This is a genomic window from Rhizobium sp. Root1203 (assembly GCF_001424945.1).
Lineage (GTDB): Bacteria > Pseudomonadota > Alphaproteobacteria > Rhizobiales > Rhizobiaceae > Rhizobium.
The window spans coordinates 227,075-253,457 of sequence record NZ_LMCW01000023.1; the positions used below are offsets into that span (position 1 = coordinate 227,075).

22 protein-coding genes, 1 tRNA gene, 1 pseudogene and 1 riboswitch are annotated in these 26,383 nt (G+C 61.1%); of the genes and pseudogenes, 14 read left to right on the forward strand and 10 right to left on the reverse strand.

Annotated features, from left to right (window positions below):
* Nucleotides 1–10 precede the first annotated feature (10 nt).
* The gene (locus tag ASC97_RS21515) at nt 11–247 is read right to left on the reverse strand and encodes an Lrp/AsnC ligand binding domain-containing protein (protein ID WP_057470367.1); all 237 of its coding nucleotides are present in this window, start codon (nt 245–247) and stop codon (nt 11–13) included.
* Nucleotides 248–268: 21 nt separating this feature from the next.
* Nucleotides 269–1,219, reverse strand: coding sequence for a LysR family transcriptional regulator (locus ASC97_RS21520; RefSeq protein WP_200959518.1), 951 nt, complete (start codon nt 1,217–1,219; stop codon nt 269–271).
* A gap of 235 nt (nt 1,220–1,454) precedes the next feature.
* Here ASC97_RS21520 and ASC97_RS21525 point away from each other — a divergent pair, with 235 nt between their 5' ends.
* The 5 genes and pseudogenes from ASC97_RS21525 (at nt 1,455) to ASC97_RS21545 (ending at nt 8,426) form a co-directional block, all read left to right on the forward strand.
* Nucleotides 1,455–2,738 carry an NAD(P)/FAD-dependent oxidoreductase gene (locus tag ASC97_RS21525; protein ID WP_057470368.1) on the forward strand — a complete coding sequence of 428 codons (1,284 nt, stop codon included), beginning with the start codon at nt 1,455–1,457 and terminating at the stop codon, nt 2,736–2,738.
* A gap of 25 nt (nt 2,739–2,763) precedes the next feature.
* Complete coding sequence (gene amaB / locus ASC97_RS21530) at nt 2,764–4,302, forward strand: L-piperidine-6-carboxylate dehydrogenase (RefSeq protein WP_057470369.1); 1,539 nt, start codon at nt 2,764–2,766, stop codon at nt 4,300–4,302.
* 325 nt (nt 4,303–4,627) lie between these two features.
* Nucleotides 4,628–5,656 (forward strand): iron ABC transporter substrate-binding protein, encoded by a 1,029-nt coding sequence (locus ASC97_RS21535; protein ID WP_057470493.1) that lies wholly within the window; start codon nt 4,628–4,630, stop codon nt 5,654–5,656.
* Between the two features lie 64 nt (nt 5,657–5,720).
* Nucleotides 5,721–7,392: pseudogene (locus tag ASC97_RS21540) on the forward strand (ABC transporter permease).
* Nucleotides 7,389–8,426: an ABC transporter ATP-binding protein gene (locus ASC97_RS21545; RefSeq protein WP_057470370.1), complete on the forward strand. Its 1,038-nt coding sequence runs from the start codon at nt 7,389–7,391 to the stop codon at nt 8,424–8,426. The pseudogene ASC97_RS21540 and the gene ASC97_RS21545 overlap by 4 nt, the downstream one beginning before the upstream one ends.
* Here the strand turns inward: ASC97_RS21545 and ASC97_RS21550 are convergent, their stop codons facing one another.
* From ASC97_RS21550 to thiC, 6 genes are all read right to left on the reverse strand, one after another.
* On the reverse strand, nt 8,427–9,755 hold the full coding sequence (locus ASC97_RS21550; protein ID WP_057470371.1) for a glucoamylase family protein: 1,329 nt from the start codon (nt 9,753–9,755) through the stop codon (nt 8,427–8,429).
* 113 nt (nt 9,756–9,868) lie between these two features.
* Nucleotides 9,869–10,492, reverse strand: coding sequence for a thiamine phosphate synthase (locus ASC97_RS21555; RefSeq protein ID WP_057470372.1), 624 nt, complete (start codon nt 10,490–10,492; stop codon nt 9,869–9,871).
* Nucleotides 10,489–11,262, reverse strand: coding sequence for a thiazole synthase (locus ASC97_RS21560; protein WP_057470373.1), 774 nt, complete (start codon nt 11,260–11,262; stop codon nt 10,489–10,491). The genes ASC97_RS21555 and ASC97_RS21560 overlap by 4 nt, the downstream gene beginning before the upstream one ends.
* A 3-nt stretch (nt 11,263–11,265) precedes the next feature.
* Nucleotides 11,266–11,463 carry a sulfur carrier protein ThiS gene (gene thiS, locus ASC97_RS21565; RefSeq protein ID WP_057470374.1) on the reverse strand — a complete coding sequence of 66 codons (198 nt, stop codon included), beginning with the start codon at nt 11,461–11,463 and terminating at the stop codon, nt 11,266–11,268.
* Complete coding sequence (thiO, locus tag ASC97_RS21570) at nt 11,460–12,449, reverse strand: glycine oxidase ThiO (RefSeq protein ID WP_057470495.1); 990 nt, start codon at nt 12,447–12,449, stop codon at nt 11,460–11,462. Before thiO ends, thiS begins: the two co-directional genes overlap by 4 nt.
* Before the next feature lies 1 nt (nt 12,450).
* On the reverse strand, nt 12,451–14,277 hold the full coding sequence (thiC, locus tag ASC97_RS21575; RefSeq protein ID WP_057470375.1) for a phosphomethylpyrimidine synthase ThiC: 1,827 nt from the start codon (nt 14,275–14,277) through the stop codon (nt 12,451–12,453).
* A gap of 92 nt (nt 14,278–14,369) precedes the next feature.
* A riboswitch (TPP riboswitch) is annotated at nt 14,370–14,481 on the reverse strand.
* 450 nt (nt 14,482–14,931) lie between these two features.
* Between thiC and ASC97_RS21580 the strand changes: the two genes are divergently transcribed.
* Nucleotides 14,932–15,822 (forward strand): LysR family transcriptional regulator, encoded by an 891-nt coding sequence (locus ASC97_RS21580; RefSeq protein ID WP_057470376.1) that lies wholly within the window; start codon nt 14,932–14,934, stop codon nt 15,820–15,822.
* Between the two features lie 624 nt (nt 15,823–16,446).
* On the opposite strand, the gene ASC97_RS21590 is transcribed toward ASC97_RS21580, so the two are convergent.
* A tRNA-Gly gene (locus ASC97_RS21590) sits at nt 16,447–16,521 on the reverse strand.
* 257 nt (nt 16,522–16,778) lie between these two features.
* Here ASC97_RS21590 and ASC97_RS21595 point away from each other — a divergent pair.
* The 4 genes from ASC97_RS21595 to ASC97_RS21610 all read left to right on the forward strand — a co-directional run bounded on the left by ASC97_RS21595 (nt 16,779) and on the right by ASC97_RS21610 (nt 19,281).
* Nucleotides 16,779–17,288, forward strand: a complete 510-nt coding sequence (locus tag ASC97_RS21595; RefSeq protein WP_082530099.1) for a prolyl-tRNA synthetase associated domain-containing protein — start codon at nt 16,779–16,781, stop codon at nt 17,286–17,288.
* A gap of 55 nt (nt 17,289–17,343) precedes the next feature.
* Nucleotides 17,344–18,309, forward strand: a complete 966-nt coding sequence (gene trxA, locus ASC97_RS21600; RefSeq protein WP_057470378.1) for a thioredoxin — start codon at nt 17,344–17,346, stop codon at nt 18,307–18,309.
* A 102-nt stretch (nt 18,310–18,411) separates the two neighbouring features.
* On the forward strand, nt 18,412–19,083 hold the full coding sequence (locus ASC97_RS21605; protein WP_057470497.1) for an LON peptidase substrate-binding domain-containing protein: 672 nt from the start codon (nt 18,412–18,414) through the stop codon (nt 19,081–19,083).
* 9 nt (nt 19,084–19,092) lie between these two features.
* A complete protein-coding gene (locus tag ASC97_RS21610) occupies nt 19,093–19,281 on the forward strand; it encodes a Trm112 family protein (protein WP_057470379.1) in 189 nt (62 codons plus the stop codon).
* Here ASC97_RS21610 and ASC97_RS21615 read toward each other — a convergent pair.
* The gene (locus ASC97_RS21615; RefSeq protein WP_057470380.1) at nt 19,278–20,492 is read right to left on the reverse strand and encodes a ubiquinone biosynthesis hydroxylase; all 1,215 of its coding nucleotides are present in this window, start codon (nt 20,490–20,492) and stop codon (nt 19,278–19,280) included. The two genes, ASC97_RS21610 and ASC97_RS21615, sit on opposite strands and share 4 nt — an antisense overlap.
* 86 nt (nt 20,493–20,578) lie before the next feature.
* Here ASC97_RS21615 and tesB point away from each other — a divergent pair, with 86 nt between their 5' ends.
* The 4 genes from tesB to ASC97_RS21635 all read left to right on the forward strand — a co-directional run bounded on the left by tesB (nt 20,579) and on the right by ASC97_RS21635 (nt 26,316).
* Nucleotides 20,579–21,463, forward strand: coding sequence for an acyl-CoA thioesterase II (gene tesB, locus ASC97_RS21620; RefSeq protein WP_057470381.1), 885 nt, complete (start codon nt 20,579–20,581; stop codon nt 21,461–21,463).
* A 204-nt stretch (nt 21,464–21,667) separates the two neighbouring features.
* Nucleotides 21,668–22,018 carry a P-II family nitrogen regulator gene (locus ASC97_RS21625; RefSeq protein ID WP_037059084.1) on the forward strand — a complete coding sequence of 117 codons (351 nt, stop codon included), beginning with the start codon at nt 21,668–21,670 and terminating at the stop codon, nt 22,016–22,018.
* Between the two features lie 23 nt (nt 22,019–22,041).
* Nucleotides 22,042–23,406: an ammonium transporter gene (locus tag ASC97_RS21630; protein WP_057470382.1), complete on the forward strand. Its 1,365-nt coding sequence runs from the start codon at nt 22,042–22,044 to the stop codon at nt 23,404–23,406.
* Nucleotides 23,407–23,646: 240 nt separating this feature from the next.
* Nucleotides 23,647–26,316 (forward strand): FtsK/SpoIIIE family DNA translocase, encoded by a 2,670-nt coding sequence (locus tag ASC97_RS21635; RefSeq protein WP_057470498.1) that lies wholly within the window; start codon nt 23,647–23,649, stop codon nt 26,314–26,316.
* The last annotated feature ends 67 nt before the right edge of the window (nt 26,317–26,383 follow it).

The window sequence follows — 26,383 nt, forward strand, 5'->3', positions numbered from 1 at the left end:
TGACCGACGGTCAGAACGCCTTGAACGTCAAGGTAGTCAGCGAACGGACAATGCCCGGAATATTGGCAATGTTATCGTTGACGAATTTTCCTATGTCCTGACCTTCTTCTATATACACCTTGAGGAGGAGGTCGTAGTCGCCGCTCGTCGAATAGAGTTCCGAGACGCGTTCCGTCTGGTAGATCGCGTCGGCGACCTCGTAAGTCTTGCCGGGGGCGCATTGGAGCTGGACGAAAATCGGCTTCATGGAAGTTTCCTGCATTGAATTCTACTTGGTTTGCATAATGCTCGAAAGCACTGTGCCGGCGCAAGCCGTTCCGCCATCCCGAGAGGCTTCTCGAACGATCCAATCGCGAAACGCCATCAGGGGTGCGTAATCCGCGCGCTCGGGCGGATAGGCGAGGTAGTAGCGTCCGCTGCTCTCCATTTCGCGACCGACAGCTGCGACGAGGTCGCCTCGCTTCAGTTCGTCCTGGATGAGGAACGTCGGGAGCAATGCGACGCCCAGGCCAGCCGTCGCCGCTTGTGCCGCCGTTGCAAACTGGTCGAAGAGCATGCCGTGCACGTTCTGAAACGCCACGTCGTTGCCGGCAAACCACTGCTCCCAGGCGTCCGCCCGTGTGTTGAGGTGCAGGAGGGGAACGCCGAGCAGATCGGGCGCCTCCTTGATCGCATAGCAATCGCGAAACTCCGGACTGCAAGCCGGCACCGTTTTTTCGGACATCAGGAATGCCAGCTCCGCACCCGGCCAGTGGGGGTGACCGAAGTGGATCGCGGCATCGATCGAATCGAGGCGAAAGTCGAACGACGACAAACGCGTGGCCAGATTGATGGTGACGCCGGGGTTTGCGGCAAGAAACCGTCCGAGACGCGGCGCGAGCCAGCGTGTACCGAATGTCGGCAGGATCGCAAGATTGAGGGTGCCGCCATGCGGGTTGGCACGGAGATTGAGCGATGCGTTCGAAATTCGCCGCAGCGCCTCGCGGATCTCGCGCGCATAGCTGTCACCTGCAACGGTCAGGCGCACCGTCTGGCGTTCACGGATGAAAAGCTCCACGCCGACCTGCTCTTCCAGCGCCTTGATTTGCCGGCTGACGGCACTTTGAGTCAGATCGAGTTCGCGCGCAGCCGCGGTGACGGTCCCCGTGCGAGCGACGGCCTCGAACGCTGCCAGCAATGAAGTCGAAGGTAAAAATCGCCGTGATCGCAGCATGATCATTCCATGGGAGAATGAGCTATTTCCGAAAAGTCGATATTTATGGCTTTTATGGCCTTGTAAAGAACTTCATTAATCGAAATCGGAATGAATGGGGAGTTCTCCCATGCCAGTAGGCTTCGTTTGCCCTTGGTGCCACGGTCGAGCATGCCTGCAGCTGAGGCCGGTTGCCTGACTGGTTTCGCGAATGATCGGGCAGCGGTAGAATGCTGCAACCTTAAACGGATGGATTTGATCGATGCTGAACGATCCGCGCTCGCACGGGCTTTGGGAAAAAACCGCTCCGCCGCCGCCGGCGACCTCTTCTCTGGAAGGGGACGTCAGTGCCGATGTGGTGGTGGTGGGCGGCGGTTATACGGGGCTTTCGTCAAGCCTTCATCTGGCGGAGGCCGGATCGCGGGTCGTATTGCTCGAGGCAAAGGAGATCGGGTTCGGGGGAGCAGGGCGCAATGTCGGGCTGATCAATGCCGGCATGTGGGTCATGCCAAACGATTTGCCGGGTGTCCTAGGCCCGGTCCACGGCGAACGCCTTCTCGACATGTTGGGCAATGCGCCGAAGCTGGTGATGGAACTGATCGACAAGCACGGCATCGCCTGTGAGCTTGAGCGCAACGGGACGCTCCATGTCGCCGTAGGCGCCGATGGTCTCAAGGAAATCGAAGACCGGACTAAGCAATGGGCGGCGCTTGGAGCACCGGTGATCCTGCTCGATGCTGCGGAAACCGAAAGGCGCGTCGGCAGCAGCGCCTATACCGGGTCGCTGCTCGACATGCGCGCCGGGACTCTGCAACCGCTTGCTTATGCCCGGGGACTTGCCGATGCAGCTGTCAAAGCTGGCGTTGCCGTTCACACGTCGAGTCCTGTCGTGGCGACCGAGCGAAGCGGCAATCGCTGGACGGTCAAAACGGCAACGGGTCAAGTGACTGCCGACTGGATCGTTGTCGCCACCGATGCCTATAGCACGGGCCCATGGGAGAAGGTGCGTGCCGAACAGGTGCATTTGCCCTATTTTAATCTGGCGACTACGCCACTCAGCGACAACCTGCGCAAATCAATCCTTACCGGCCGCGAGGGCGTCTGGGATACCAAGGAAATTCTCTCGTCCTACCGGATGGACAGGGCCGGCCGGCTGGTCTTCGGCAGTGTGGGCGCCCTGCGCAATACCGGGCTTTCTGTCCACAAAGCGTGGGCAAAGCGATCCCTGAGGAAGCTGTTTCCCCACATCGGCGACGTGGAATTCGAATGCGAATGGTACGGCAATATCGGCATGACCGACAACGCGCTGCCACGCTTTCACAAATTTGCGCCTAACGTCGTCGGGTTCTCAGGCTATAATGGCCGCGGAATTGCCCCCGGCACGGTATTCGGCCGCACGCTGGCCCGCCATATCCTGGGCCAGCTGAGCGAAGCAGATCTGCCGCTGCCGCTGACGGCGCCGGCCGAGCCGCGCTTCCGTGCAGTCAAGGAAATATGGTACGAAGCCGGCGCCCAGGTCGCTCACTTCGCCGACGCCCGCTTTTGAGAACAACAAGGTTGGAACCACGACAATGACCATTGCAACACTCGACCTCGCATCGGAAACGAAGATGCTGCTCGCCGAACTGGGCGTTTCCGCGGACCGCTTCACCGGCGGCACACTGCGCGTCGCTTCGCCGGTATCCGGCAAGGAAATCGGTGTGTTGACGGAACACTCCGTCGCAGAGGCGAAGACTGCGATCGCAGAGGCACACAAGGCATTTCTGGAATGGCGCGCCGTTCCTGCCCCGAAGCGCGGCGAGCTCGTCCGTCTGCTTGGAGAGGAGCTGCGCGCCGCCAAGGGCGCTCTCGGCCGTCTGGTTTCGATCGAAGTCGGCAAGATCACCTCCGAGGGTCTCGGCGAGGTTCAGGAGATGATCGACATTTGCGACTTTGCGGTCGGCCTGTCGCGTCAGCTCTACGGTCTCACGATCGCGACCGAGCGTTCGGAGCACCGCATGATGGAGAGCTGGCATCCGCTGGGCGTCGTCGGCATCATCTCGGCCTTCAACTTCCCAGTGGCGGTCTGGTCGTGGAATGCGGCGCTGGCACTCGTCTGCGGCAATTCGACAGTGTGGAAGCCGTCGGAAAAGACACCGCTGACGGCGTTGGCGACGCAGGCCCTGTTCGAAAAGGCATTGAAGCGCTTCGTTGCCGAAGGCGGTGCTGCGCCGGCCAATCTCTCGACGCTGCTGATCGGCGGCCGCGAGGTGGGAGAAGTGCTGGTCGATCATCCGAAGGTGCCGCTGGTTTCGGCTACCGGTTCGACAGCCATGGGCCGTGCGGTCGGTCCGCGCCTGTCGCAACGCTTTGCCCGTGCCATTCTCGAACTCGGCGGCAACAATGCCGCAATCATCTGCCCGAGTGCCGATCTCGACCTGACATTGCGCGGAGTCGCCTTCTCGGCGATGGGTACCGCCGGCCAGCGTTGCACGACGCTTCGTCGCCTGTTCGTCCACGAGAGCGTCTACGACACGCTCGTTCCGCGCCTACAGAAGGCCTACGGCTCGGTTACCATCGGCAACCCGCTCGAAGCCGGTACGCTGGTCGGACCGCTGATCGACAAGCAGGCATTCAGCAACATGCAATCCGCTCTTGAGCAGGCGAAAGCCGCCGGCGGGAAGGTTACAGGCGGCGAGCGCGTCGAAAGCGGCTCCGCGGAAGCCTTCTACGTCCGTCCGGCTCTGGTCGAAATGCCCTCGCAGTCCGGTCCCGTCGAAAACGAGACCTTCGCGCCCATCCTCTACGTGATGAAGTACCGCGATTTCGACGAGGCGCTCGCGCTGCATAATGCCGTGCCGCAAGGGTTGTCGTCGTCGATCTTCACCAACGACATGCGTGAAGCCGAAACATTCGTCTCTGCCCGCGGCTCCGATTGCGGCATCGCCAACGTCAACCTCGGCCCTTCGGGTGCAGAGATCGGCGGCGCATTCGGCGGCGAAAAGGAAACCGGCGGCGGTCGCGAGTCGGGCTCCGATGCCTGGAGGGCCTACATGCGCCGCACGACGAACACCATCAACTACGGCAAGACCCTGCCGCTGGCACAGGGTGTCAAGTTCGACGTCGAGTAGTCGCTGCATCGCGACACGCGGGACGATGGCGTAACAGCGTCATCGTCTCTTTTCTGTGAGTGCCTTGTTCCATGCATGCCACGGTTATGCCTACCCTGCGTTCAATCTCGCCGTCTGCATACTTGTTCAAATTGCCAGAGATCAGGGTCTCGCTGGCGGCTCGCATCGCGACGATCAACGCCCTCTGAGAGTTTTTAGAGTTGACTAATTAATTCAAGTATTTGTGATCTGTCGGGATTGCTGAAAACTTGAAATCCCAGTTCAAGAAAAATATACGGGCATTTATCACCCTGGGGAACTCGGGTGAAACGCCATGGAGGGCATCATGAAAATTTCCCTTAGCAGTTTCTCGGGAGCGTTCGCACTGGCTGCGTCGCTTCTTGCTGCGACATCGCTGGCATCAGGCGTCGCGCGCGCCGATCAATCCGAGGGCATCGTGGTCTACAACGCCCAGCACGAAAGCCTGGGCCGTGAGTGGATCGATGCCTTTACCAAGGAAACCGGCATCAAGGTGACGATGCGTCAGGGCAGCGACATGCAGTTCGCCAACCAGATCGTTCAGGAGGGCGATGCTTCGCCGGCCGACGTGTTCCTGACCGAAAACTCGCCCGCCATGACCCTCGTCGATTCCGCCGGCCTCTTTGCTCCGGTCGACAAGGATACGCTGGCGCAGGTGCCGGATCAGTATCGCCCGTCCGATGGCATGTGGACCGGTATTGCGGCGCGTTCGACCGTGTTTGTCTACGACAAGACGAAACTGACCGAGGACAAGCTGCCGAAGTCGCTGCTCGATCTCGCCGATCCGGCCTGGAAGGGCCGTTGGGGTGCAGCGCCGGCTGGAGCCGACTTCCAGGCGATCGTCAGCGCCCTGCTTGAACTCAAGGGCGAGGAAGCGACAGCCGCGTGGCTGAAGGCGCTCAAGGAGAACGCAACGCCCTACAAGGGCAATAGCGTTGCCATGAAGGCGGTCAACGCCGGTGAAGTCGAAGGCGCTGTTATCTACCACTACTATTGGTTCGGCGATCAGGCAAAGACCGGCGAGAACAGCAAGAACGTCGCGACCCACTACTTCAAGAACGAAGATCCTGGCGCGTTCGTCAGCATTTCCGGCGGTGGTATCCTGAAGTCCAGCCAGCACCAGAAGGAAGCTCAGGCGCTCCTGAAGTTCATCACAAGCAAGGCCGGGCAGGACATCCTGAAGAACGGCACCTCGTACGAATATGCTGTCGGCAAGGACGCCGCGTCCAACGACAAGCTGGTTCCGCTGTCCGATCTGCAGGCACCGAAGGTCGATGCTGCGAAGCTGAACAGCAAAAAGGTCACCGAGTTGATGACCGCTGCAGGTCTCATCTAGGGCCTCGTGTCGCAGATGCCTGCGGGTTAAAACTATTGCTTTTGGCTCAAGAAAACCTTAGGGCATGACGAAATCCGGCAACCGCTTGGTCAAGAGCGGTTGCCTTCCTTTTTCAGGGTGTGAAGGCGGCGGCCTTGCTGCAGGACAACAGATTGCTCGCTCCTGGCCAACAGATGCCGACGGTCCAGCCGCTGGTCGGACTGAACCGGCTGCGTGCCCGCATGCCGCATGTCTCCGTCGTTCTCATTGCGTCCGTGGTCGCCCTGTTCAGCCTGGTGCCCCTGGGTTTCATCGGCTGGATCACGGTCGACGTGGGTTGGCAGACGGTCAAGGAGTTGGTGTTTCGGCCGCGTGTCGGCGAATTGCTCGTCAACACCGTGCTTCTGGAAGCGATCACCGTTCCTGTCTCTATCGTGCTGGCGGTGACACTTGCATGGCTGACCGAGCGTACGGATATTCCCTTTGGCCGGCTTTGGGCATGGCTCGCCGTCGCCCCGCTTGCTGTTCCCGCTTTCGTGCACAGCTATGCCTGGGTCAGTCTGGTCCCTGGCATGCGCGGACTGCAGAGCGGCGTCTTCGTTTCCGTGCTTGCCTACTATCCGTTCCTCTACCTGCCTGTCGCGGCCGCGCTCCGGCGGCTGGATCCGGCGATCGAGGATGCTGCAGCTTCGCTTGGCCTCGGCCCCTGGGCGGTATTCTTCCGCGCGGTCCTGCCGCAGCTTCGGCTTGCAGTCTGCGGCGGCTCCCTGCTGATCGCGCTGCATCTTCTGTCGGAGTACGGCCTTTACGTGATGATCCGTTTCGATACGTTTGCTACGGCGATCGTCGATCAGTTCCAGTCCGCCTACAACAGTCCGGCAGCGAACATGCTGGGTGGCGTTCTGGTCGGCTGCTGTCTTCTGCTTCTCACCCTTGAGGTTCTGCTGCGGGGCAACGAGCGGTATGCGCGAATCGGATCGGGGTCTGCCCGTCCCGCAGACCGCCGGCGTCTCGGCTGGTTCGTCGTGCCTGCCGTGCTCCTGCCGGTCGTGCTGGGTTGTCTTACGCTGGGCGTTCCATTCGTGACGCTCGTGCGCTGGCTCTATCTCGGCGGCCTCGATGTCTGGCGACTGGATACCGTGGGCAACGCGTTCGCGCAGACCGTCATCCTTGCCGTCGCCGGCGGGATACTGGCGACAATGGCAGCCGCCCCGATGGCTTGGCTTTCGGTGCGTGCTCCGGGACGGTTCCAGCGCATTCTCGAAGCTTGCCACTACTATGTCGGCTCTCTGCCGGGCGTCGTGGTGGCGCTGGCACTGGTCACGATCACCGTCCGCCTGGTTCTGCCACTGTATCAGACGTTCGCCACTCTGGTTGTTGCCTACATTCTCCTCTTCCTGCCGCGCGCGATGGTCGGTCTTCGCGCCAGCATCGCGCAAGCTCCGGTCGAGCTGGAGCGCGCTGCCATGGGTCTTGGGCGAACGCCGGCGCAGGCTGTGCGGCAAGTCACCATGCGGCTTGCTGCACCCGGAGCGGCTGCCAGTATTGCGCTTGTGGCGCTTGGCATTACCAACGAGCTGACGGCCACCTTGATGCTCGCGCCCAACGGCGTCGAAACGCTGGCGACTAAATTCTGGTCGCTGACCAGCGAGATCGATTACGTGGCGGCCGCACCGTATGCCTTCATGATGGTGGTCCTGTCACTGCCGCTGACCCTTCTTCTCCATGCTCAATCGAAACGGACTGCCGGACAATGACGCTGCTCACGATCGCCGGTATCGGCAAGCGCTACGGCCATGTCCAGGCGCTGGAAAGCATCTCGCTCGATGTTGCCGCCGGCAGCCGCACGGCCGTCGTCGGGCCTTCGGGTTCGGGCAAGACGACGCTCCTTCGCATCATCGCCGGATTCGAGCAGCCGGACGTCGGACGGGTGACCCTGGACGACGAACTCCTGGCCGACGGACCCGCAGCCGTACCGGCGCATAAGCGGGGTATCGGCATAGTCTCGCAGGAGGGCGCGCTCTTTCCGCACCTCGATGTCGCCGACAATATCGGCTTCGGTTTTCAGCGTGGAACGCCCGATCGCAACAAACGCATCGCCGAGCTGCTCGACATGGTCGAGCTGGATCGTAACATGCTGACCCGTCGGCCCCACCAGCTCTCCGGCGGCCAGCAGCAGCGCGTCGCGCTGGCGCGCGCACTTGGCCGCAAGCCTCGACTGATGCTGCTTGACGAGCCGTTCTCCGCGCTCGACACCGGACTGAGGGAAAACATGCGCAAGGCCGTTGCCCGCGTCCTGCAGGCGGCTGGCATCACCACGATCCTCGTTACCCACGATCAGGCCGAAGCACTGTCCTTCGCCGACCAGGTTGCCGTGCTTCGTGAGGGTCGCCTCATTCAAGCCGGGTCCCCGCAGTCGCTCTATCTACACCCGCAGGACCGGGAAACGGCGCTCTTCCTCGGAGATGCCGTGATGCTGCCGGCGATCATCAAGAACGGCTTTGCCGATTGTGCGCTCGGCCGTGTCGCCGTCGATAGCGGCCATCAGGGCAAGGTCGAGATCATGCTGCGCCCCGAGCAGATCCGTGTCGTTACCGACGATAGCGAACCGAAGTATGGCGGGCGCGTCGTCGAGGTGGAGTTTGGCGGCGCGACATGCACCGTCGCGGTGTCGCTCGAAGGCGTCGCACTGCCGCCGATCCTGATCAAGACCTCGAGCGTGGCGCTTCCCGAGCGGGGCGATCGCGTTCGCCTCGACATCGCCGGCAAGGCGCATGTGTTCGGCCGCTGATCACGCCGTCCTGCGCTCCGCGTCATCGATGCTCTCGTCGAGCCAGCCACCGGCAAAGCCCGCGCGCTGAAGGCCCGCGCGAATCACCGGGGATTGCCGCATCAGGCTCCAGATGAAGTCCGAGCGCGCGTTTTCGATCGACATCACCAACAGGCCCTGGTCTATGCCGACACAGCGGTCGTCGACCCAGCCTTCCGGCCGCGCGGTCTTGACGGTCGGATTGAAGCCGCCGGGAAAACGGTCTTCATAGAGCAAACCGGGATAGGTTGAGAGCAGCGCGCGAACGCCGTCGAGCGAAGCCCCCCGATCATACGGAAGGCAGGCGAGCGCTGCCCAGGGCGCAAGCGTCCCGTCGTCAGGCCCGAGAGGGGCTCCTCGGGCGGCATAGCCCAGGACGCGTGGGCGACGACCGCCACGCATGTTGCGCGTCGGCGGTGGGCCGTCGGAGGCGGAAAGCCCCCAGACATCCTTGTTATAGCCGACAAAATGGCCGGGGTTTCGCTCGGCGTAATCCCGTTGAACGGCGATACAGGTTTGCGTATTGCGGAAATAGTCCCAGTTTCGCTGGGCCATGGGTTTGTCCTGGATGCCGCGGAAATCGATCCAGGCATGAGAAAACAGGTGGATGAACAGCGGCCCGGCATAAAGATAGGTCTGGTCGCCGAAAAGCATCCATGAATAGCTGGACGTGAACGCGTCGTAGCACGATCGCGGGATCGGATGCGTCGGCGAGGCAAGCGCCAGCGTATAGAGCAGGACGGCTTCGTCATAACCCTGCCAGCGCCAACGCAGAAACCCGCTTCCCGGCTTCCATCCCATGCAAACGGTGTGGCCTTTGTTCAACGCCCAGTGCCAGTCGATCCGTTCGTAGATAAGGGTCGCCAGCCGGCGGATTTCGGTTTCTGACTCGTCGTCACGGTCAAAGTAAGCGGCCGAGGTCAGGATACCGGCGACGAGCAGCGTGGTATCGATGGTCGAAAGCTCGCTGTTCCAGGCGCGGTGGCCGGTGTCCATATGCAGGAAGTGATAAAAGAAGCCCCGGAATCCGATCGAGTGGCGTTCACGGCCCTGATGGCCGTTGGCAAAGAAGCACAGCGTTTTGATCGTGCGCTGCACAGCGTCCACCCGCTCCACCCAGCCGCGTTCGACTGCAACTGTATACGACGCCAGAGCAAAGCCTACCGCCGCGATACTGCAAGGAACGCCCGCCACGGAGGTATCGGCAACGAGGCCGTTGTCGGGGTTGTAGTGCTTTGGGAAATAATTGAACGCGCCCCGCTGCAGCCTGTCGATCAGCGCAGCGTCTGTTTCCTCGGTCCGTTGCAGCATGTGCTCCAAGTCCAATTTGTTGTCCCGCCCGGTTCACCATGCGGAAGCGCCAAGCACAAATCAATCCTTTTTGAAGGATCCCGGCAGTGAGGCTGCCCATTCGGTCTTCCGTTCTAGCATCCCGCCTGCGCGCTTCTCCGAGCCGCGGTAGCCGAAAGCCATTGCCTCGTTCTCGTCTCGGGATCGGCGTTCAAGGTAATGTCGGTCACCACCGCGGCGGCATCTGCGCCATGCGCAAAGACGCCCTCGATTCGGCCAGTGTTCAGGCCGCCGATAGCAACGAGTGGCAAATCGCCAATGCGAGCCTTCCATTCACGAAGGCGTTCCAGTCCTTGCGGAGCCCATTTCATTTGCTTGAGCTTGGTTGGATAGACCGGACCGAGAGCGATATAATCCGGTTTCGCGGCCAGCGCAGTTGCCAGTTCGGCATCGTCATGGGTCGAGAGCCCAAGCTTCAGTCCGGCGGAACGAATGGCCGGGAGATCGGCTACGGCCAGATCTTCCTGGCCAAGATGGAGGAAGTCGCACCCCTCCTCGATGGCGAGCTGCCAGTAGTCGTTGATGATCAGCTGGCATTGATGCGCCGCACAGATCGCCTTCGCCGTACGAATTTCGGCGCGCAGTTCTGCCGGCGTGCTGTCCTTGATGCGGAGTTGAACCAGCTTGACGCCGAGCGGCACCAGCCGGTCAATCCAGCCGGCGCTGTCGACGATAACGTAGAAGGGGTCGAGCTTCATGAAAAGACCGCCCTTCCGATGACTGGAGTCGAGGGCACCGCCATATCACGCGGCTCGAGCATGCCGGCGCCGAATGCCTGCCTGCCTGCCTGGATGGCGCCCGCGAACGCGCCTGCCATCGCCACGGGATCGCCAGCGCCGGCGACGGCGGTGTTGAGGAGCACTGCGTCGAATCCGAGTTCCATGACGACGGTCGCATGCGACGGCCGGCCGATACCGGCGTCGACGATCAGCGGCATTTCGGGGAAATGCGCGCGCATGGCGCGAAGGGCAGGAAGATTAAGCGGTCCGGCGGCACTGCCGATCGTCGCACACCAGGGCATCAGGACCTTGCAGCCCGCTTCCTGCAGCCGCTCGGCCACCACGAGGTCGTCGGTCGTATAGGGAAAGACCTCGAAGCCTTCGCCTGCAAGAATGCGCGCGGCCTCGACCAGGCCGAAGACGTCGGGCTGCAGCGTATCGTGGTTGCCGATGACCTCGAGCTTTATCCAGTTGGTGGCAAACACCTCGCGCGCCATCTTCGCCGTCAGCACCGCCTCGGAGACACCGTGGCAGCCGGCGGTGTTCGGCAGGACGCGAACGCCGAGCGCCCGGATCATCTCGAAGAACGCGCCGCCGCTGCGGCCGCCGGCGGCCTCGCGGCGCAGCGAGACGGTGACGATTTCCGTTGCCGAGTGACTGACGGCCTCGGCGAGAACGGATGGCGAAGGGTAGCGCGCAGTGCCGAGCAGGAGGCGGGAGGCAACTTCGGTTTCATAGAGCTTCAGCATCGGTCAGCCTCCCTGCATCGGCGACAGGATTTCGATCCTGTCATCGTCGTTGAGGACGTGGTCGAGGCGGTCGTCGCGGTGAACGATCTCGCCATTGACGGCTGTCGCCAGCCATCCGCCTTCGTATTCCATCAGCACGAGCAATTCGGACAGCGTCGTTGCCGCGACGTTCCGGGGCTCGCCGTTGACGATCAGTTTCATCTGGCATCCCTTCCTATGGAGTTTAGGGCTGTCGAATTTGACGAAAAGACAAGATCCGCCGCTTCGGCAGCCAGTGCCGGTGCCAGCAGGAAGCCGTGGCGGTAGAAGCCGTTGAGCGAGACCACATTTCCATCGCGGGTCGCGCGGGGAAAGTTGTCGGGGAAGGCGGGGCGGATGCCTGCACCGGTTTCGATGACGACGGCATCGGCAAAGGCTGGATGCAGCGCATAGGCGGCGTTCAGCAGTTCCATCAACGAGCGAACCGCGATCGGTCCTTCGAATTCCGTTTCGATCATCGTGGCGCCCACCATGAACCGGCCGTCCCGGCGAGGAACGACGTAAACCGGAATACGCGGATGCAGCAGCCGAACGGGTCGGGCAAGTTCGATCTCCGCGGTCTCGAGGTAGAGCATCTCTCCGCGTACGCCGCGCAAGCCGCCCGTCTGTCTCATCCGCGCGATGCCCGTGCAGTCAACGACCTCATCGAAACTGCGTTCGTCGGCAGGTTCGCCGGTGAAAGCGACGCCCTCCGCCGCAAGCTTTGTCCGCAACGACGCCAGCACTCGCCGCGGGTCGAGATGGGCTTCCCGTGGAAAGAACAGGGCATGCCTGAAGCGCCCGGCAAGCGCCGGTTCGAGCAAGGCGATGCGCTCTTCGTCAAGCCATTCATACCCGCTGGTTCGCCCGGCAAAGCGTTTCAGCTCGCCGTATTCGCGTGCAGGCGCGACCACCAGCGTCCCATTGCGACGGACCTCTCCCGGCAGGATCGCATCCCATCGCTCGGCGGCGTCGATACCACGCGCAAGCACGGCCTCGCCGGCACTTTCGCGCTCGCACCAAGGTGCCAGCATACCGCCCGCGAGCCAGGACGCGGCGTGGCGGAATCCCGGCCGAGGGTCAGCCACGGCTACGTCGGCACCGCGCGCGCGGAGTTCATGGGCGACCGCGAGGCCGGCAACGCCGGCCCCCTTGACAAGGACACGCATGTCAGTCGGCCGCAGGCTTGGCTGCATCGACCGCCATATAGAGATCGCCGCCTTCCCGGTATTTTGCCGCCATCGCATCCAGCCCCTCCTTCTGCGCCTCGGCGCGGATGTCATGGGAGATCCGCATGGAGCAGAATTTCGGGCCGCACATGGAGCAGAAATGAGCGACCTTGTGGGCTTCCTTCGGCAGCGTCTCGTCATGGAAGCTGCGGGCCGTCTCCGGATCCAGCGAGAGGTTGAACTGGTCCTCCCAGCGGAATTCGAAGCGGGCGCGAGAAAGGGCGTCATCGCGCAGCTGGGCAGCCGGATGGCCTTTTGCGAGATCGGCCGCGTGGGCGGCGATCTTGTAGGTGATGACACCGGTCTTGACGTCGTTGCGATCCGGAAGGCCGAGATGTTCCTTCGGCGTCACGTAGCAGAGCATGGCAGTACCGAACCAACCGATCATGGCAGCACCGATGCCCGAGGTGATGTGGTCGTAGCCAGGTGCGATATCCGTCGTCAGCGGCCCGAGCGTGTAGAAGGGCGCTTCGCCGCAGACGGCGAGCTGCTTGTCCATGTTTTCCTTGATCTTGTGCATCGGCACATGGCCCGGGCCCTCGATCATCACCTGGCAGTCTTTCGCCCAGGCGATCTTCGTCAGTTCGCCCAGCGTTTCCAACTCGGCAAACTGAGCCGCGTCATTGGCGTCCGCGATCGAGCCGGGGCGCAGGCCGTCGCCGAGCGAGAACGAGACATCAAAGGCACGGCAGATGTCGCAGATTTCGTCAAAGTGCTCGTAGAGAAAGCTCTCGCGATGATGATGGAGACACCACTTGGCCATGATCGAGCCGCCGCGCGAGACGATGCCGGTGACGCGGTTGACGGTGAGCGGGATGTAGTGAAGCCGGACGCCGGCGTGAATGGTGAAGTAGTCGACCCCCTGTTCGGCCTGCTCGATCAGCGTGTCGCGGTAGACTTCCCAGGTCAGGTTTTCGGCAATGCCCTCGACCTTCTCCAGCGCCTGGTAGAGCGGCACGGTTCCAATCGGCAGCGGCGAATTGCGGATGATCCACTCGCGGATGTTGTGGATGTTGCGGCCGGTCGAGAGGTCCATGACGGTATCGGCGCCCCAGCGGGCGGCCCAGACCATCTTCTCGACCTCTTCGGCCATCGACGAGGTGACGGCCGAGTTGCCGATATTGGCGTTGATCTTCACCAGGAAGTTCCGGCCGATGATCATCGGTTCGGCTTCGGGATGGTTGATGTTGGCGGGGATGATCGCCCGGCCTGCCGCCACCTCCTGCCGGACGAATTCGGGTGTGACGTGATCGGGAATATGGGCGCCGAAGCTTTCGCCGTCGCGCATCATGGCCTCTGTCTTCGCCTTGCGGCCGAGGTTCTCGCGGATGGCGATGAACTCCATCTCCGGCGTGACAATGCCGGCCCGCGCATAGGCGAGCTGGGTGACAGCCTTGCCGTCCTTCGCCCGCAGGGGCTGGCGTTTGGCCGGAAATTCGGGCGTCAGACGCTCGCCGCTGGCAAACCCGTTATCCTCAGGGCGGACATGGCGGCCCTGGTAGGCCTCGACGTCGCCACGGGCGAGCACCCAGTCGCGCCGGAGCGCCGGCAAACCCTGTTCGATGCGGATGTCGGTGCCATCGATCGTGTAGGCGCCGGAGGAATCGTAGACGATGACGGGCGGCTCGCCGGATGTCGGGTGGACGCTGATCTCGCGCATCGGGACGCGGATATCGGGGTGGATGTCTCCTGGAATGTATATCTTCCGGGAGGCCGGAAGCGGCCCGGTGGTCACGGTGGGAGTGAGGTTTTTTGCGGCAATATTCATGGTTGAGGCTCCAAGTTTGCGATTGGAGACCCAGTCCTCAGCCGGAAAGATGAAAAGACGCCGGTACGGATTCCACGCGTGAATCCGAAGCCTTTCGAGCGCTTGCACCGTCCCTACGCCAGTATGAACTGGATCAGGTTCAACGGGTCACTGCGCGCGATAGCAGTATCTCAGCCCCTTGCCGGGACCCCCCTGGTGAATGAGGAAACGTTAGAGCGTGTGGGGAGAGGCTGTCAAGCCACCGGCTTGCAGCGCCGGGCGGGTCACGACACTCATCGCGGACGCGGCCCGATTGAAGATGGTGAGCGCTCCCGGGGTTTCGACCGCGCGGACCGAATCCAAGACCGCCGGAAATTGGAAGTCCCGTCGATTGGTCCGACGGCTGTCGAAGGGCGACAGCCCGGCTGACCTGCCTTGCGGCAAATCTCAGCCGGGCAGCCCTGCGGGGAAAAGCCAATCAAAAACAATGCAGTTCGTAGGGATCAGAGCATCGCGGTACCAATACAGCTCATCCCATAGGTGAGATTATCTAAATAACATGAGGATAATTCAATTTATAAACATGAATTTTCGTAGCAGAGTTTAGATCGCTGCAACAATCGGATTGGTTGTATTGCAGAACCAGAAAGTTGGAGCCGTGGAAGTCAACTGGGGATGATCTACAATTTGAGGGCGCTTCAGGTCTTTGAATCTGTTTCGAGAAATGGCTCAATCTCAGCCGCAGCACTTGAACTAAGCATTAGCCCAAGTGCGATCAGCCACCAGTTGCGCAAACTGGGCGATCAAGTTGGCGAGAGGCTGGTTGAGAGGAGCGGCAGAAATGCAACCCTGACGTCACATGGAAAAAAGCTGGCGGAATCTCTCACCCTTGCATTCAATCAGATCGATGAGTCTGTTGCTAACTGCATAGGCAGAGAGGGTGTGACGCTTCGGCTGGCGATGTGCAGCACATTCGGAACGGGCTGGCTGATCAACAGACTAGGCAGATTTCGAGAAAAGAATCCAACCGTATCGGTGCAGTTGATGATGTATGGCGATGACCCAATTCGGGTCGAAGCCGCCGCCGACGCCTTTATTACAATCATGCCGCCCCGCGACGGGTTCTGGTGCCTGAACCTTTTCGATGAGCACGTGGTTGCCGTAACGGCGGCGAATTTCGACCGTTCGCAACGCCTCGATGACGCCACGTTCATCACGACAAGCTTTGATCGTGATGATTTTGCCCCCGACTGGCGATCTTATCTTTCACGCGCCGATATGGACCTGAAAATCGAACTCGCGCAAACCATCCAGTGCAGTCATGAGGTCTTTGCCTTGGAGGCCGTAAAGCGTGGTTTGGGAATAGCGCTCATTCCGACATTTATGGCCGAGGCCGATCTTGAAGCCGGCACGATTGTCAAATGGCGAGACTTGGCGGTTCCCTCGGGGCGAACTTATAATTTCTGCGTCAAATCCTCCAAGCGTCACAGCAAGAATATCGAGAGTCTTTCCAAGTGGATGTACCGAGAGAAACTCGATTACGCCAAGCATAGTAAAATCAACTGAGTATCGATGAAAATGCGAGATATCGCAGCGTCGTGGAATGCGTTTCATGGTTGTCGCCAGAATGAAACTTGACCCCTCGATGATGCTGGATTGCCGAGCGTCAAACACAAAATTGCCCATGTGACAGCGCTGTCCGATGCTGCATAAACTGCGGTCGATCAGAAAAATAAGGTCGCACTGCCCGCGGAGGCAACGGTGCAGTGCGACCAAGTTGGGGAGCCAACTATCCTCCCTGGGAGTACCGCAATGAAAGATTGCAAAACACCAATCACTTGCTCGCGTTCAAGTCACTCGAACAACCCATATTGCTGAAATAGATAGGTTTTCGCAACCGACGAAGTGCTCGCAGTCCGCCATTTCTCTTCATATGGTTGAATCGGATTCATGAGTCCGAGCATCAAAATGCTGATTGGGTTTGCTGAAATGAAGGCCATTGCAAACGGCCGCTCGTCGGGACGTCGGCCACGGCATCTGGCTTATCAGCTTCACGCACTATGATCTGGGATACATCGAGCTGGAACAGAGGACCTTGCAAACGATCGACAACCCGTTCGGCACGAGGTTGTCACCCGTGTCTTAGGAACGAACTGTTACCTATGTATCCGGGTCGGACAAGAAGAAAACTGGAGCGGGCGAAGGGATTCGAACCCTCGACCCCAACCTTGGCAAGGTTGTGCTCTACCCCTGAGCTACACCCGCTCAATCCACATCGGTCCGGGGTAGTTGTGAGGACCGTGGGCGCCACCTTGCGGCGACGGGCGCTATATCGCCCAAACGATTTTCAAATGCAACAGGGAAATGACGGAAACCCGAAGAAAAATTCGTATGGCTTCGGTCGCCGCGCCAGGAACGCCGCAAACGCAGGGCGGAAGCGTCAAAATGTGGGCGTTGCAAAAGAGGGATGGCGGACGTAATCAGGAGAGCTGCCGCTTTCCATGATGCCGACGGATTCTGACATGACTGAAAAGATGCCGAAAACAGCTGACGACTTATTCGCCTTTCTCGATGGGTTGGGCGTCAAGCATAGCACCAAGACGCATGCGCCGGTTTTCACGGTCGCTGAATCGGTTTCGCTGCGGGACGAAATTCCGGGCGGACATACGAAGAATCTTTTCGTCAAGGACAAGAAAGATCAGTTCTTCCTTCTGACGGTCGAAGAGAACGCCACCGTCGATCTGAAGACGGTGCATACGCTGATCGGTGCAGCAAGCAAGGTATCGTTCGGCAAGCCGGAAAAGCTTATGGAGTATCTCGGCGTGGTACCGGGTTCGGTGACGGCCTTCGGCGCGATCAACGACCCGAGCGGCAACGTCACCTTCGTGCTCGATGCGGACCTGATGAAGGAAGAGTTCATCAATTGCCACCCGCTTTCCAACGACGCAACGACGTCGATCGCAAGCGGTGATCTTGTTCGTTTCATGGAAGCAACGGGGCACAAGCCGCTTGTCTTGAAAGTGACGTCCTGACATACGATTTTAGCGCTAGAGAGGCCGGCGTTAGCCGGCGCGGCGGGAGAGACCTATGAGCGGTAACGACAATCCTTACAGCAATTCCTTTGGCCAGATGTCTGCAACGGCAAGCTACGGCGATGCAACGGCGGCATCCGCGGGCGGCTACATCAAGGACACAACGACCGCCACCTTTACGAAGGATGTCATCGAGGAATCCCGCAACCAGCCGGTCCTTGTCGATTTCTGGGCGCCCTGGTGCGGTCCCTGCAAGCAACTGACGCCTGTCATCGAGAAGGTGGTCAACGAGAGCCAGGGCCGCGTCAAACTCGTCAAGATGAACATCGACGATCATCCGTCGATTGCCGGCCAGCTCGGTATCCAATCGATCCCTGCGGTCATCGCCTTCGTCGGCGGCCGGCCGGCCGATGGCTTCATGGGCGCGGTTCCGGAAAGTCAGATCCGCGAGTTCATCGATCGCGTCGCCGGCCCCGCGGGTGCCGACCAGGCCGCCGAAATCGAAGCTGCCCTGACGGAGGCCGACGGCCTTCTTGCCGGTGGCGACGTCAACGGCGCAGCGCAGCTCTACGGCGCGGTCATGCAGGCCGATCCGGAAAACGCCAAAGCTCTCGCCGGCATGGCCGAATGCATGATCGCGGCCAATCAGCACGAAAGGGCGCGCGAGGCACTCAACGATCTTCCGGAAGAGATGGCGAAGGATGCTGCCATCCAGGCTGTCCTGAAGAAGCTCGCGCAGATCGAGGAGGCCCGCAAGCTCGGGGATCCCGTGGCACTCGAGCATGAGCTGGCGCGCAACCCCGACGACCACGAAGCGCGCGTCAAGCTGGCGAAGATCCGCAATGTCGAAGGCAAGCGCGATGAAGCGGCCGAGCATCTCCTGTACATCATGCGCAAGGACCGCACATTCGATGACGACGGCGCACGTCGCCAGCTCCTGCAGTTCTTCGACGTATGGGGGTTCAAGGACCCTGCGACCGTTACGGCGCGGCGCAAGCTTTCAGCCATGCTCTTCTCCTAAGTTTGCGAGAATGGCCCTTGCGTTTTCGAGGGCGTACCCCACATTCCGTTAGTGTGCGGGCGCATGACGTCGCGCCTTGCCGACGATGCGGGACCAGCCTCTATGCAAGTGGGGAATGCACGATATCTGAAACCCGGCGATCTGCCTGATTCGATCGCCGTTTTCCCTTTGGCGGGCGCCCTTCTCCTGCCCACGGGACAGTTGCCGCTCAATATATTCGAGCCGCGCTACCTGGCGATGTTCGACGCCGCGCTGACGGGCAACCGGCTGATCGGCATGGTGCAGCCTGCGCTCGGAGATACGGAGGACAAGCACGGCGATCCCAATCTGGCCTCCGTCGGTTGTCTTGGCCGCATAACGTCGTTTTCTGAAACTGGAGACGGCCGGTACATCGTATCGCTCACCGGCATCTGCCGTTTTCGCCTGCTGGAGCCGAAGGAAACGCATCAGCCGTTCCGCACGTTCCGCATCGCGCCTTTCATCGCCGATTTGTCGGCACGTGACGAGGAAGACGCCGTCGACCGGGTCGCGCTTCTTGCCGCGTTCAAAGCCTATCTCGATGCCAACAAGCTCGAGGCCGACTGGGAGAGCGTGGAGCGTGCCAGCAATCTGACGCTGGTCAACTCGCTTGCCATGATGTCGCCCTTCGGGCCTGCCGAGAAGCAGGCTCTGCTGGAAGCGCCAGATCTCAAGACGCGAGCCGAAACGCTGATCGCAATCACCGAGATCGTGCTGGCGCGGGTCTTTGGTGACTCCGACACTGTTCTGCAGTAAGGCGGACGCATGGACGAGAATCTCAGCCGCGTCGATCCCAAGCTCCTGGAGCTTCTGGTCTGTCCCCTGACCAAGGGCCGACTCACGTATGATCGCGACCATGGCGAACTGGTGTCGGAAAAGGCGCGTCTGGCCTATCCGATCCGCGATGGCATCCCGATCATGCTGGTGTCAGAGGCACGGGAACTCGAGGACTAGATCGTCTGGCCGGCAAGCAGACGTGGATTGTCTTTTGCCGTCGTGCCCGCGGCCTGTCCGATGAAGAAGGATTTCAGGCCTGGCAACCGGTCGACGATGCCGAGACCGAAGTCGCGGGCAATGCGGATCGGCGCAAGATCGTTGGAAAACAGCCTGTTGAGGATGTCGGTCGTTACCCCCATGCGGAACGTGTCAAAGCGGCGCCAAGCCTGATAGCGCTCCAGGATATTGATCGAGCCTATGTCGAGACCGAGCCGATCGGCCTCGACGATCGTCTCGGCAAGGGCTGCGACGTCCTTGAAGCCAAGGTTCAGTCCCTGGCCGGAAATCGGATGGATGCCGTGTGCCGCATCGCCGGCGAGGGCAAGACGTGGAGCCACGAAGGCGCGCGCGAGCGTGAGGCCGAGGGGAAAGGCGCGCTTGTCTCCTACGACCCTCAGTGCCCCGAGCTTGTGGCCGAAGCGGCGTTCCAGTTCCTCCTCGAAGATCAGATCATCGGATTTGACCAGGCGGGTTGCCTCAGCCGTAGGCTCCGTCCAGACCAGCGACGAGCGGCTGTCCTTCAACGGCAGGATGGCGAAGGGTCCGGCGGGCAGGAAATGTTCCTCGGCGCAGCCGTTGTGCGGGCGCTCGTGCTCGACCGTGGCAACGATCCCCGATTGGCCGTAATCCCAGGACACGGTCTTGATTCCGGCCAGATCTCGGACATGCGAGCGGACGCCGTCGCAGGCGACCACGAGGCGGGTTTGCATCGTCGTGCCGTCGGAAAGGGTCACGTCGGCGTTTGTATCGCCGGTTTTCAGGCCCGTGGCGCTGAGGCCGTGGTGGATCTCGATGCCAAGGCGCTCGCATGCGCCACGCAGCGCCCTGACCAGGGCGACATTGGGAACCATATGCGCGAAAGGCCTGCCCTCGGTCACCTCGCCATCGAAGGTCAGGAAGACCGGGCGCACGGGGTCGGCGGTTTTCGAATCGGTGACGATCATCTTGTTGATCGGCTGCGCGTCGGGTTCAATCTCGTGCCAGATACCGAAGACCTCGAGCATCTTCGTTGCAGCAGCGATGACGGCGGAGGCGCGCGTGTCCCTTTGCCAGATGCCTTCAGGCGCCGCCTCGACAACGGCGACGTCGAGATGAGGAGCGGCCTGCTTGACCGCCACGGCAGCGGAAAGACCGATATAACCCGCTCCAACAACCAGCATGTCCCGCATAGCGTCAAGTCCCGTTTCCTGTGAATATCGTATTGATCTATATAGATCATCGCCACTGTACTTCCTACCGCCCGGAGCCATACAAAATGACGCGCGACACCGAAAAGCCGACTGCGATGGAAACGCTTTTGTCGACGCTCGATCTTGAGCCGATCGAAGTCGATATTTTCCGGGGAGTCAGCCCTCAGGTCGGCTGGCAGCGCGTTTTTGGTGGCCAGGTGATCGCGCAGGCGCTGATGGCGGCGCAGCGTACGGTCGAGCGCGAACGCCTCGTGCATTCGCTGCACGCCTATTTCATGCGGCCGGGCGATCCGTCGGTTCCGATCGTCTATCAGGTCGAGCGGATTCGCGACGGCTCAAGCTTCAACACGCGCCGCGTCGTCGCTATCCAGCATGGACATGCGATCTTTGCGCTATCGGCCTCGTTCCAGATCGAAGAGCCGGGCTTCGATCATCAGATCGGGATGCCGGACGTTCCGATGCCTGAGACACTTTTGGATGAGCAGCAGATTGCCGCACAGTATCTGGTCAATGCCCCAGCGCCGATCCGCAAGTACTGGGAGCGCGAGCGGCCCATCGAGATCCGGCCGGTGTCGCTTACGCATTACGTCTCCGGCAAAAAGCTCGAGCCGTTCCAGCACATATGGGTGCGGGCGACGGGTCCGGTTCCGGACGACAGGTTATGCCAGGCGTCCATCCTTGCCTATCTTTCCGACATGACCTTGCTTGACACGTCGCTTTATCCGCACGGAACGTCGATCTTCGATCATACGCTGCAAGTCGCCAGTCTCGATCATTCGATGTGGTTCCACCGTCCCGCGCTCTTCGACGACTGGCTCCTCTACACGCAGGACAGTCCCTCTGCATCCGGTGCGCGAGGCCTGACACGCGGTAGCCTCTTTACGCGAAATGGTGTCCTGATTGCGTCGGTCGCTCAAGAGGGGCTGATTCGCAAAAGAGCAAATGCGTAAAAAATAATCACATTTATTTGTTTGGGTGTTTTTTGAGCGATAATTGGGCAGTCAACTGCCTCATTATTGGCAGCGGTGATTATAATCTTTATTTTTCAATAACTTAATTCTCATTTCGAATCTGGCACGCCCCTTGAATGTATACCGCCAGTCGCTGTTCGGCAGCGGCAAGGAGAGTCGGCTCCGTGCCGAGGGTAACGAAGGATGGGAAACCAGATGAAAATTGTGATGGCCATTATCAAGCCGTTCAAGCTCGATGAGGTGCGTGAAGCTCTCACGGCGATCGGCATTCAGGGCCTGACCGTGACCGAAGTAAAGGGCTACGGGCGCCAGAAGGGACATACCGAAATCTATCGCGGCACCGAATATGCGGTCAGCTTCCTGCCGAAGCTCAAGATCGAAATCGCAGTCGCCAGCGAAATCGTAGAAAAGGCAGTCGAAGCCATCGCGTCGTCGGCCAAGACCGGCCAGATCGGCGACGGCAAGATCTTTGTCTATTCGATCGACCATGCCGTGCGCATCCGTACCGGCGAAACCGACTCAGAAGCGCTGTAAGGCCGAGCAAGGAGCTTTTTTCAATGTCCATTTCGAAGTTTACTTCCACCTATACGCGCCTTGCCGCCGCGTCCGCCGCGCTTCTGGCGCCGGTCGCTGCCTTCGCGCAGGACGCTGCCGCAACGGCCGCCCCTGCTGCCGCCGCCGCTCCTGTCCCTGACAAGGGCGATACCGCATTCATGTTCATCTCTACCCTGCTCGTTCTCTTCATGATCTTGCCGGGTCTTGCGCTGTTCTACGGCGGCCTCGTTCGCGCAAAGAACATGCTTTCCGTGCTGATGCAGTGCACGATGGTCGCTGCGGTTCTGATACTGATCTGGGTCATCTACGGCTACTCCTTCGCCTTCGGCGGCTCCGACAGCCCATATTGGGGCGGCACGGCGAAGATGTTCCTCGCTGGTGTCACGAAGGATTCGACGGCTGCGACCTTCTCGCAGGGTGTCGTCATTCCTGAGTTCATCTTCGCAATGTTCCAGATGACATTTGCCGCGATCACGCCTGCCCTGATCGTTGGAGCATTCGCGGAACGCATCAAGTTCTCGGCTGTGGTTCTGTTCTGCGCCTTGTGGGCGACCTTCGTCTACTTCCCGATCGCTCACATGGTCTGGGATGCCAACGGCTTGCTCTTCAAGATGGGCGCGCTCGACTTCGCTGGCGGCACGGTTGTTCACATCAACGCCGGCGTCGCCGGTCTGATCGGTGCGATCATGGTCGGCAAGCGTACCGGCTTCGGCAAGGACATGATGGCTCCGCACTCGATGACGCTGACCATGGTCGGTGCATCGATGCTCTGGTTCGGCTGGTTCGGCTTCAACGCCGGCTCCAACCTGGAAGCTTCGGGCGGCGCCATGCTCGCAACGGTCAACACCTTCATCGCCACTGCTGCAGCCATCGTTTCATGGGCGGTTGTCGAAACGCTTACCCGTGGCAAGGCTTCCATGCTCGGTGGTGCTTCGGGTATGGTCGCGGGTCTCGTTGCGATCACGCCGGCAGCGGGCATCGTCGGTCCGATGGGCGCCATCATCATGGGCCTTCTCGTTTCGCCGCTGTGCTACTTCTTCGTCTCCGTCGTCAAGAACAAGTTCGGATACGACGACACCGCTGACGTCTTCGGCGTCCATGGCATCGGCGGGATGTTCGGCGCAATTGCCACCGGCATCTTCGCTTCCGCGTCGCTGGGCGGAGTCGGCTACGTCGAAGGTGTCACCATGAGCGGCCAGCTCGTCACCCAGCTGACTGCCGTCGCCACAACAATCGTATGGTGCGGCGTCGGGTCTGCGATCCTCTACAAGCTCGTCGACGTGGTCGTCGGCCTGCGTGTCACTGTCGAAGCGGAACGCGAAGGCCTCGACCTCGCCACGCACGGCGAAGCCGCCTATCATTCGTAATGAAGGCTTGCGGCGTCCGTTCACGGGCGCCGCCAAACGGCCCGTTGCGGCCTATTCGAAGCGTCAACGCCGCTTTCGCCCGGTCCTCAGCAAGGTCCGGGCATTTTTGTTTGCCAATCAAGATGTGGGGCGTGCATGGTTAATACGGCTTTAACCGTCGTTTGATTAGGTGGAGCGGACGCATTGGGCGCGAGGCGCATTAGCGATTCGCACGCTTTCAGGCATTGGACGGGTATGTACATGGCAAGAAGCACATCGCCAGCAATGGATGGCCGGCCGGACCGTTTCTCCCTATCGGGGTTCATGTTCCGGCAGGCGCAGACCCTTTTAGGCTTTGCCATCTTTCTCCTGCTCGCACTGGCGGTTGCGGCGCTTGCAACATGGAACGTCGCCGATCCGAGCTATTCCTATGCGACCGGCAACGAACCGACCAACATCCTTGGCTACGGCGGCGCAGCTTTCGCCGATATTCTCATGCAGTTCTTCGGCCTGGGCAGCGTCGTGGCGCTGCTGCCGGTGGTCGCTTGGGCGCTGGCGCTGATTTCCGGCCGCCGCCTCAGCCGTATTCCGGCGCGCGCCGCTGCCTGGGGCCTGGGCTCGATACTGTCGTCCGCCGTACTCGGTTGCTTTCCGCCGCCGCTCACCTGGCCGATCCCCAACGGAATCGGCGGCGTCGTCGGCGATATGATCCTGCGTTTCCCGGCCCTGTTCGTCGGTGCCTATCCGACAGGTGTCTTCGCGACCGTAATCGGTTGCGTCCTTGCGGTTCCGACCGTCTGGATGATGCTGTTTGCCGCGGGTATCGTCGGCCGCACCGACGAGGAAGAAGCGGAAGAGGAAGCGGAAAACTATGCCGCCAGCCGCTCCAAACTGCGTTCGGTGGGCGACGAGGACGAAGATGACGAGGACGGTGGATGGCTCGCCTTCGGCGCTCTGACGCATGCGTGGTACATGAGCCAGGCCCGCTTGCGCCGCCTGCTCGGCATGGGCCCGCGCAAGCGCCGCCAGGAAGATTTCGAGTCACCCTACGATTTCAACGATGACGAGTTCGGCAAGCTGAACGAGCCCGTTCGCGCCAAGGCGCCGGTGGCGCGCGGCGAACGGATGGAGCCTTCGTTGGAACCGCGCGCTGCCTCGCAGCGCCGCATCGTTTCCGCACCGTCGATCTCGCTGAATGACGATGACGATGACGGTCAGCCGTTCGACAACGACATGCCGCCGCGGCCGGCCGATATCCTGCCAGATGACGATGAAGACTGGATGATGCGCGCGCCGGCGAAATCGGCCGGCGGGAGAGCCGAACCCCGCGTCGTGCAATCGTCCTCGCGTCCCAGGCCCGGCGCCCGCGTCGAACGCGAGCAGCAGGGTTCCTTCATTCGCCCCGAGGGCTTCCAGCTTCCGTCGATGCATCTCCTTGCGGAACCGAAGAACGTCGTCCGCGACTCAACCCTGTCTGCCGAAGCGCTGGAGCAGAACGCCCGCATGCTCGAGGGGGTGCTCGAGGATTTCGGCGTCAAGGGCGAGATCATCCATGTCCGCCCCGGCCCTGTCGTCACGCTCTACGAGCTGGAGCCTGCCCCCGGCATCAAGTCATCCCGCGTCATCGGCCTCGCCGACGATATCGCCCGCTCGATGAGCGCGATTGCCGCTCGCGTCGCCGTGGTTCCCGGCCGCAATGCGATCGGCATCGAACTGCCGAACTCGACGCGCGAGACCGTCTATCTGCGCGAACTGATCGCCTCCCGCGATTTCGAAGGCTCAAAAGCGAAGCTCGCCATGGCGCTGGGCAAGACGATCGGCGGCGAAGCCGTCATTGCGGATCTCGCCAAGATGCCGCATCTGCTGGTGGCCGGCACAACAGGTTCGGGCAAATCCGTCGCTATCAACACCATGATCCTCTCGCTGCTCTATCGGCTGACGCCCGAGCAGTGCCGCCTGATCATGATCGACCCCAAGATGCTGGAACTCTCTGTCTACGACGGCATCCCGCACCTGCTCTCGCCTGTCGTCACCGATCCGAAGAAGGCAGTGGTGGCGCTCAAGTGGACCGTCCGCGAGATGGAAGAGCGCTACAAGAAGATGTCGAAGATCGGCGTGCGCAATATCGACGGTTTCAACAGCCGCGTCGAGCAGGCGCTCTCCAAGGGCGAGGTGATCTCGCGCACCGTCCAGACCGGCTTCGATCGCCATACCGGCGAGGCGATGTACGAGACAGAAGAGTTCGACCTGCAGCCGATGCCCTACATCGTCGTGATCATCGACGAGATGGCCGACCTGATGATGGTCGCGGGCAAGGACATCGAAGGCGCAGTGCAGCGTCTTGCGCAGATGGCGCGTGCGGCCGGCATCCACGTTATCATGGCGACGCAGCGTCCCTCCGTCGACGTCATCACCGGCACGATCAAGGCGAACTTCCCGACCCGCATCTCCTTCCAGGTCACCTCGAAGATCGACAGCCGCACGATCCTTGGCGAACAGGGTGCCGAACAGCTGCTCGGCATGGGCGACATGCTCTATATGGCAGGCGGCGGGCGTATCCAGCGCGTGCATGGCCCGTTCGTTGCCGATATGGAAGTCGAGGAAATCGTTTCCTATCTCAAGACGCAGGGATCGCCGCAGTATCTCGATGCCATCACCGCCGACGACGATGACGACGGCGACTATGGCGGGGGACCGTCGGGGACGTCCAACCTTGCGGATTCCGAGGATCCCTACGATCAGGCGGTCGCAATTGTTCTGCGTGACGGCAAGGCCTCAACGTCGTATATTCAGCGCAGGCTGGGTATCGGCTACAACAGGGCCGCGTCACTGATCGAGCGCATGGAGCAGGAAGGCATCATCGGGCCGGCCAACCATGCCGGCAAGCGTGAGATTCTCGTTCCGACCGAGGGTGACGTTCTCGACCGCTGAAGTCTGGAATACTTTATGAAACCGGATTTCACGGAAACCTGATCGCTCTGAAACCGTTACCTTTCCG

What these genes read in the sequence shown, in the direction of transcription:
- trxA (WP_057470378.1), top strand. Translation starts at nt 17,344, where the DNA reads ATGAGCGGTAACGACAATCCTTACAGCAATTCCTTTGGCCAGATGTCT.
- ASC97_RS21550 (WP_057470371.1), bottom strand. Translation starts at nt 9,755, where the DNA reads ATGCTGCAACGGACCGAGGAAACAGACGCTGCGCTGATCGACAGGCTG.
- ASC97_RS21605 (WP_057470497.1), top strand. Translation starts at nt 18,412, where the DNA reads ATGCAAGTGGGGAATGCACGATATCTGAAACCCGGCGATCTGCCTGAT.
- ASC97_RS21635 (WP_057470498.1), top strand. Translation starts at nt 23,647, where the DNA reads ATGGCAAGAAGCACATCGCCAGCAATGGATGGCCGGCCGGACCGTTTC.
- tesB (WP_057470381.1), top strand. Translation starts at nt 20,579, where the DNA reads ATGACGCGCGACACCGAAAAGCCGACTGCGATGGAAACGCTTTTGTCG.
- ASC97_RS21525 (WP_057470368.1), top strand. Translation starts at nt 1,455, where the DNA reads ATGCTGAACGATCCGCGCTCGCACGGGCTTTGGGAAAAAACCGCTCCG.
- ASC97_RS21545 (WP_057470370.1), top strand. Translation starts at nt 7,389, where the DNA reads ATGACGCTGCTCACGATCGCCGGTATCGGCAAGCGCTACGGCCATGTC.
- thiC (WP_057470375.1), bottom strand. Translation starts at nt 14,277, where the DNA reads ATGAATATTGCCGCAAAAAACCTCACTCCCACCGTGACCACCGGGCCG.
- thiO (WP_057470495.1), bottom strand. Translation starts at nt 12,449, where the DNA reads ATGCGTGTCCTTGTCAAGGGGGCCGGCGTTGCCGGCCTCGCGGTCGCC.
- ASC97_RS21535 (WP_057470493.1), top strand. Translation starts at nt 4,628, where the DNA reads ATGAAAATTTCCCTTAGCAGTTTCTCGGGAGCGTTCGCACTGGCTGCG.
- ASC97_RS21560 (WP_057470373.1), bottom strand. Translation starts at nt 11,262, where the DNA reads ATGCTGAAGCTCTATGAAACCGAAGTTGCCTCCCGCCTCCTGCTCGGC.
- ASC97_RS21520 (WP_200959518.1), bottom strand. Translation starts at nt 1,219, where the DNA reads ATGATCATGCTGCGATCACGGCGATTTTTACCTTCGACTTCATTGCTG.
- ASC97_RS21610 (WP_057470379.1), top strand. Translation starts at nt 19,093, where the DNA reads ATGGACGAGAATCTCAGCCGCGTCGATCCCAAGCTCCTGGAGCTTCTG.
- amaB (WP_057470369.1), top strand. Translation starts at nt 2,764, where the DNA reads ATGACCATTGCAACACTCGACCTCGCATCGGAAACGAAGATGCTGCTC.
- ASC97_RS21615 (WP_057470380.1), bottom strand. Translation starts at nt 20,492, where the DNA reads ATGCGGGACATGCTGGTTGTTGGAGCGGGTTATATCGGTCTTTCCGCT.
- ASC97_RS21625 (WP_037059084.1), top strand. Translation starts at nt 21,668, where the DNA reads ATGGGAAACCAGATGAAAATTGTGATGGCCATTATCAAGCCGTTCAAG.
- ASC97_RS21555 (WP_057470372.1), bottom strand. Translation starts at nt 10,492, where the DNA reads ATGAAGCTCGACCCCTTCTACGTTATCGTCGACAGCGCCGGCTGGATT.
- ASC97_RS21595 (WP_082530099.1), top strand. Translation starts at nt 16,779, where the DNA reads ATGACTGAAAAGATGCCGAAAACAGCTGACGACTTATTCGCCTTTCTC.
- ASC97_RS21515 (WP_057470367.1), bottom strand. Translation starts at nt 247, where the DNA reads ATGAAGCCGATTTTCGTCCAGCTCCAATGCGCCCCCGGCAAGACTTAC.
- ASC97_RS21630 (WP_057470382.1), top strand. Translation starts at nt 22,042, where the DNA reads ATGTCCATTTCGAAGTTTACTTCCACCTATACGCGCCTTGCCGCCGCG.
- ASC97_RS21580 (WP_057470376.1), top strand. Translation starts at nt 14,932, where the DNA reads ATGATCTACAATTTGAGGGCGCTTCAGGTCTTTGAATCTGTTTCGAGA.
- thiS (WP_057470374.1), bottom strand. Translation starts at nt 11,463, where the DNA reads ATGAAACTGATCGTCAACGGCGAGCCCCGGAACGTCGCGGCAACGACG.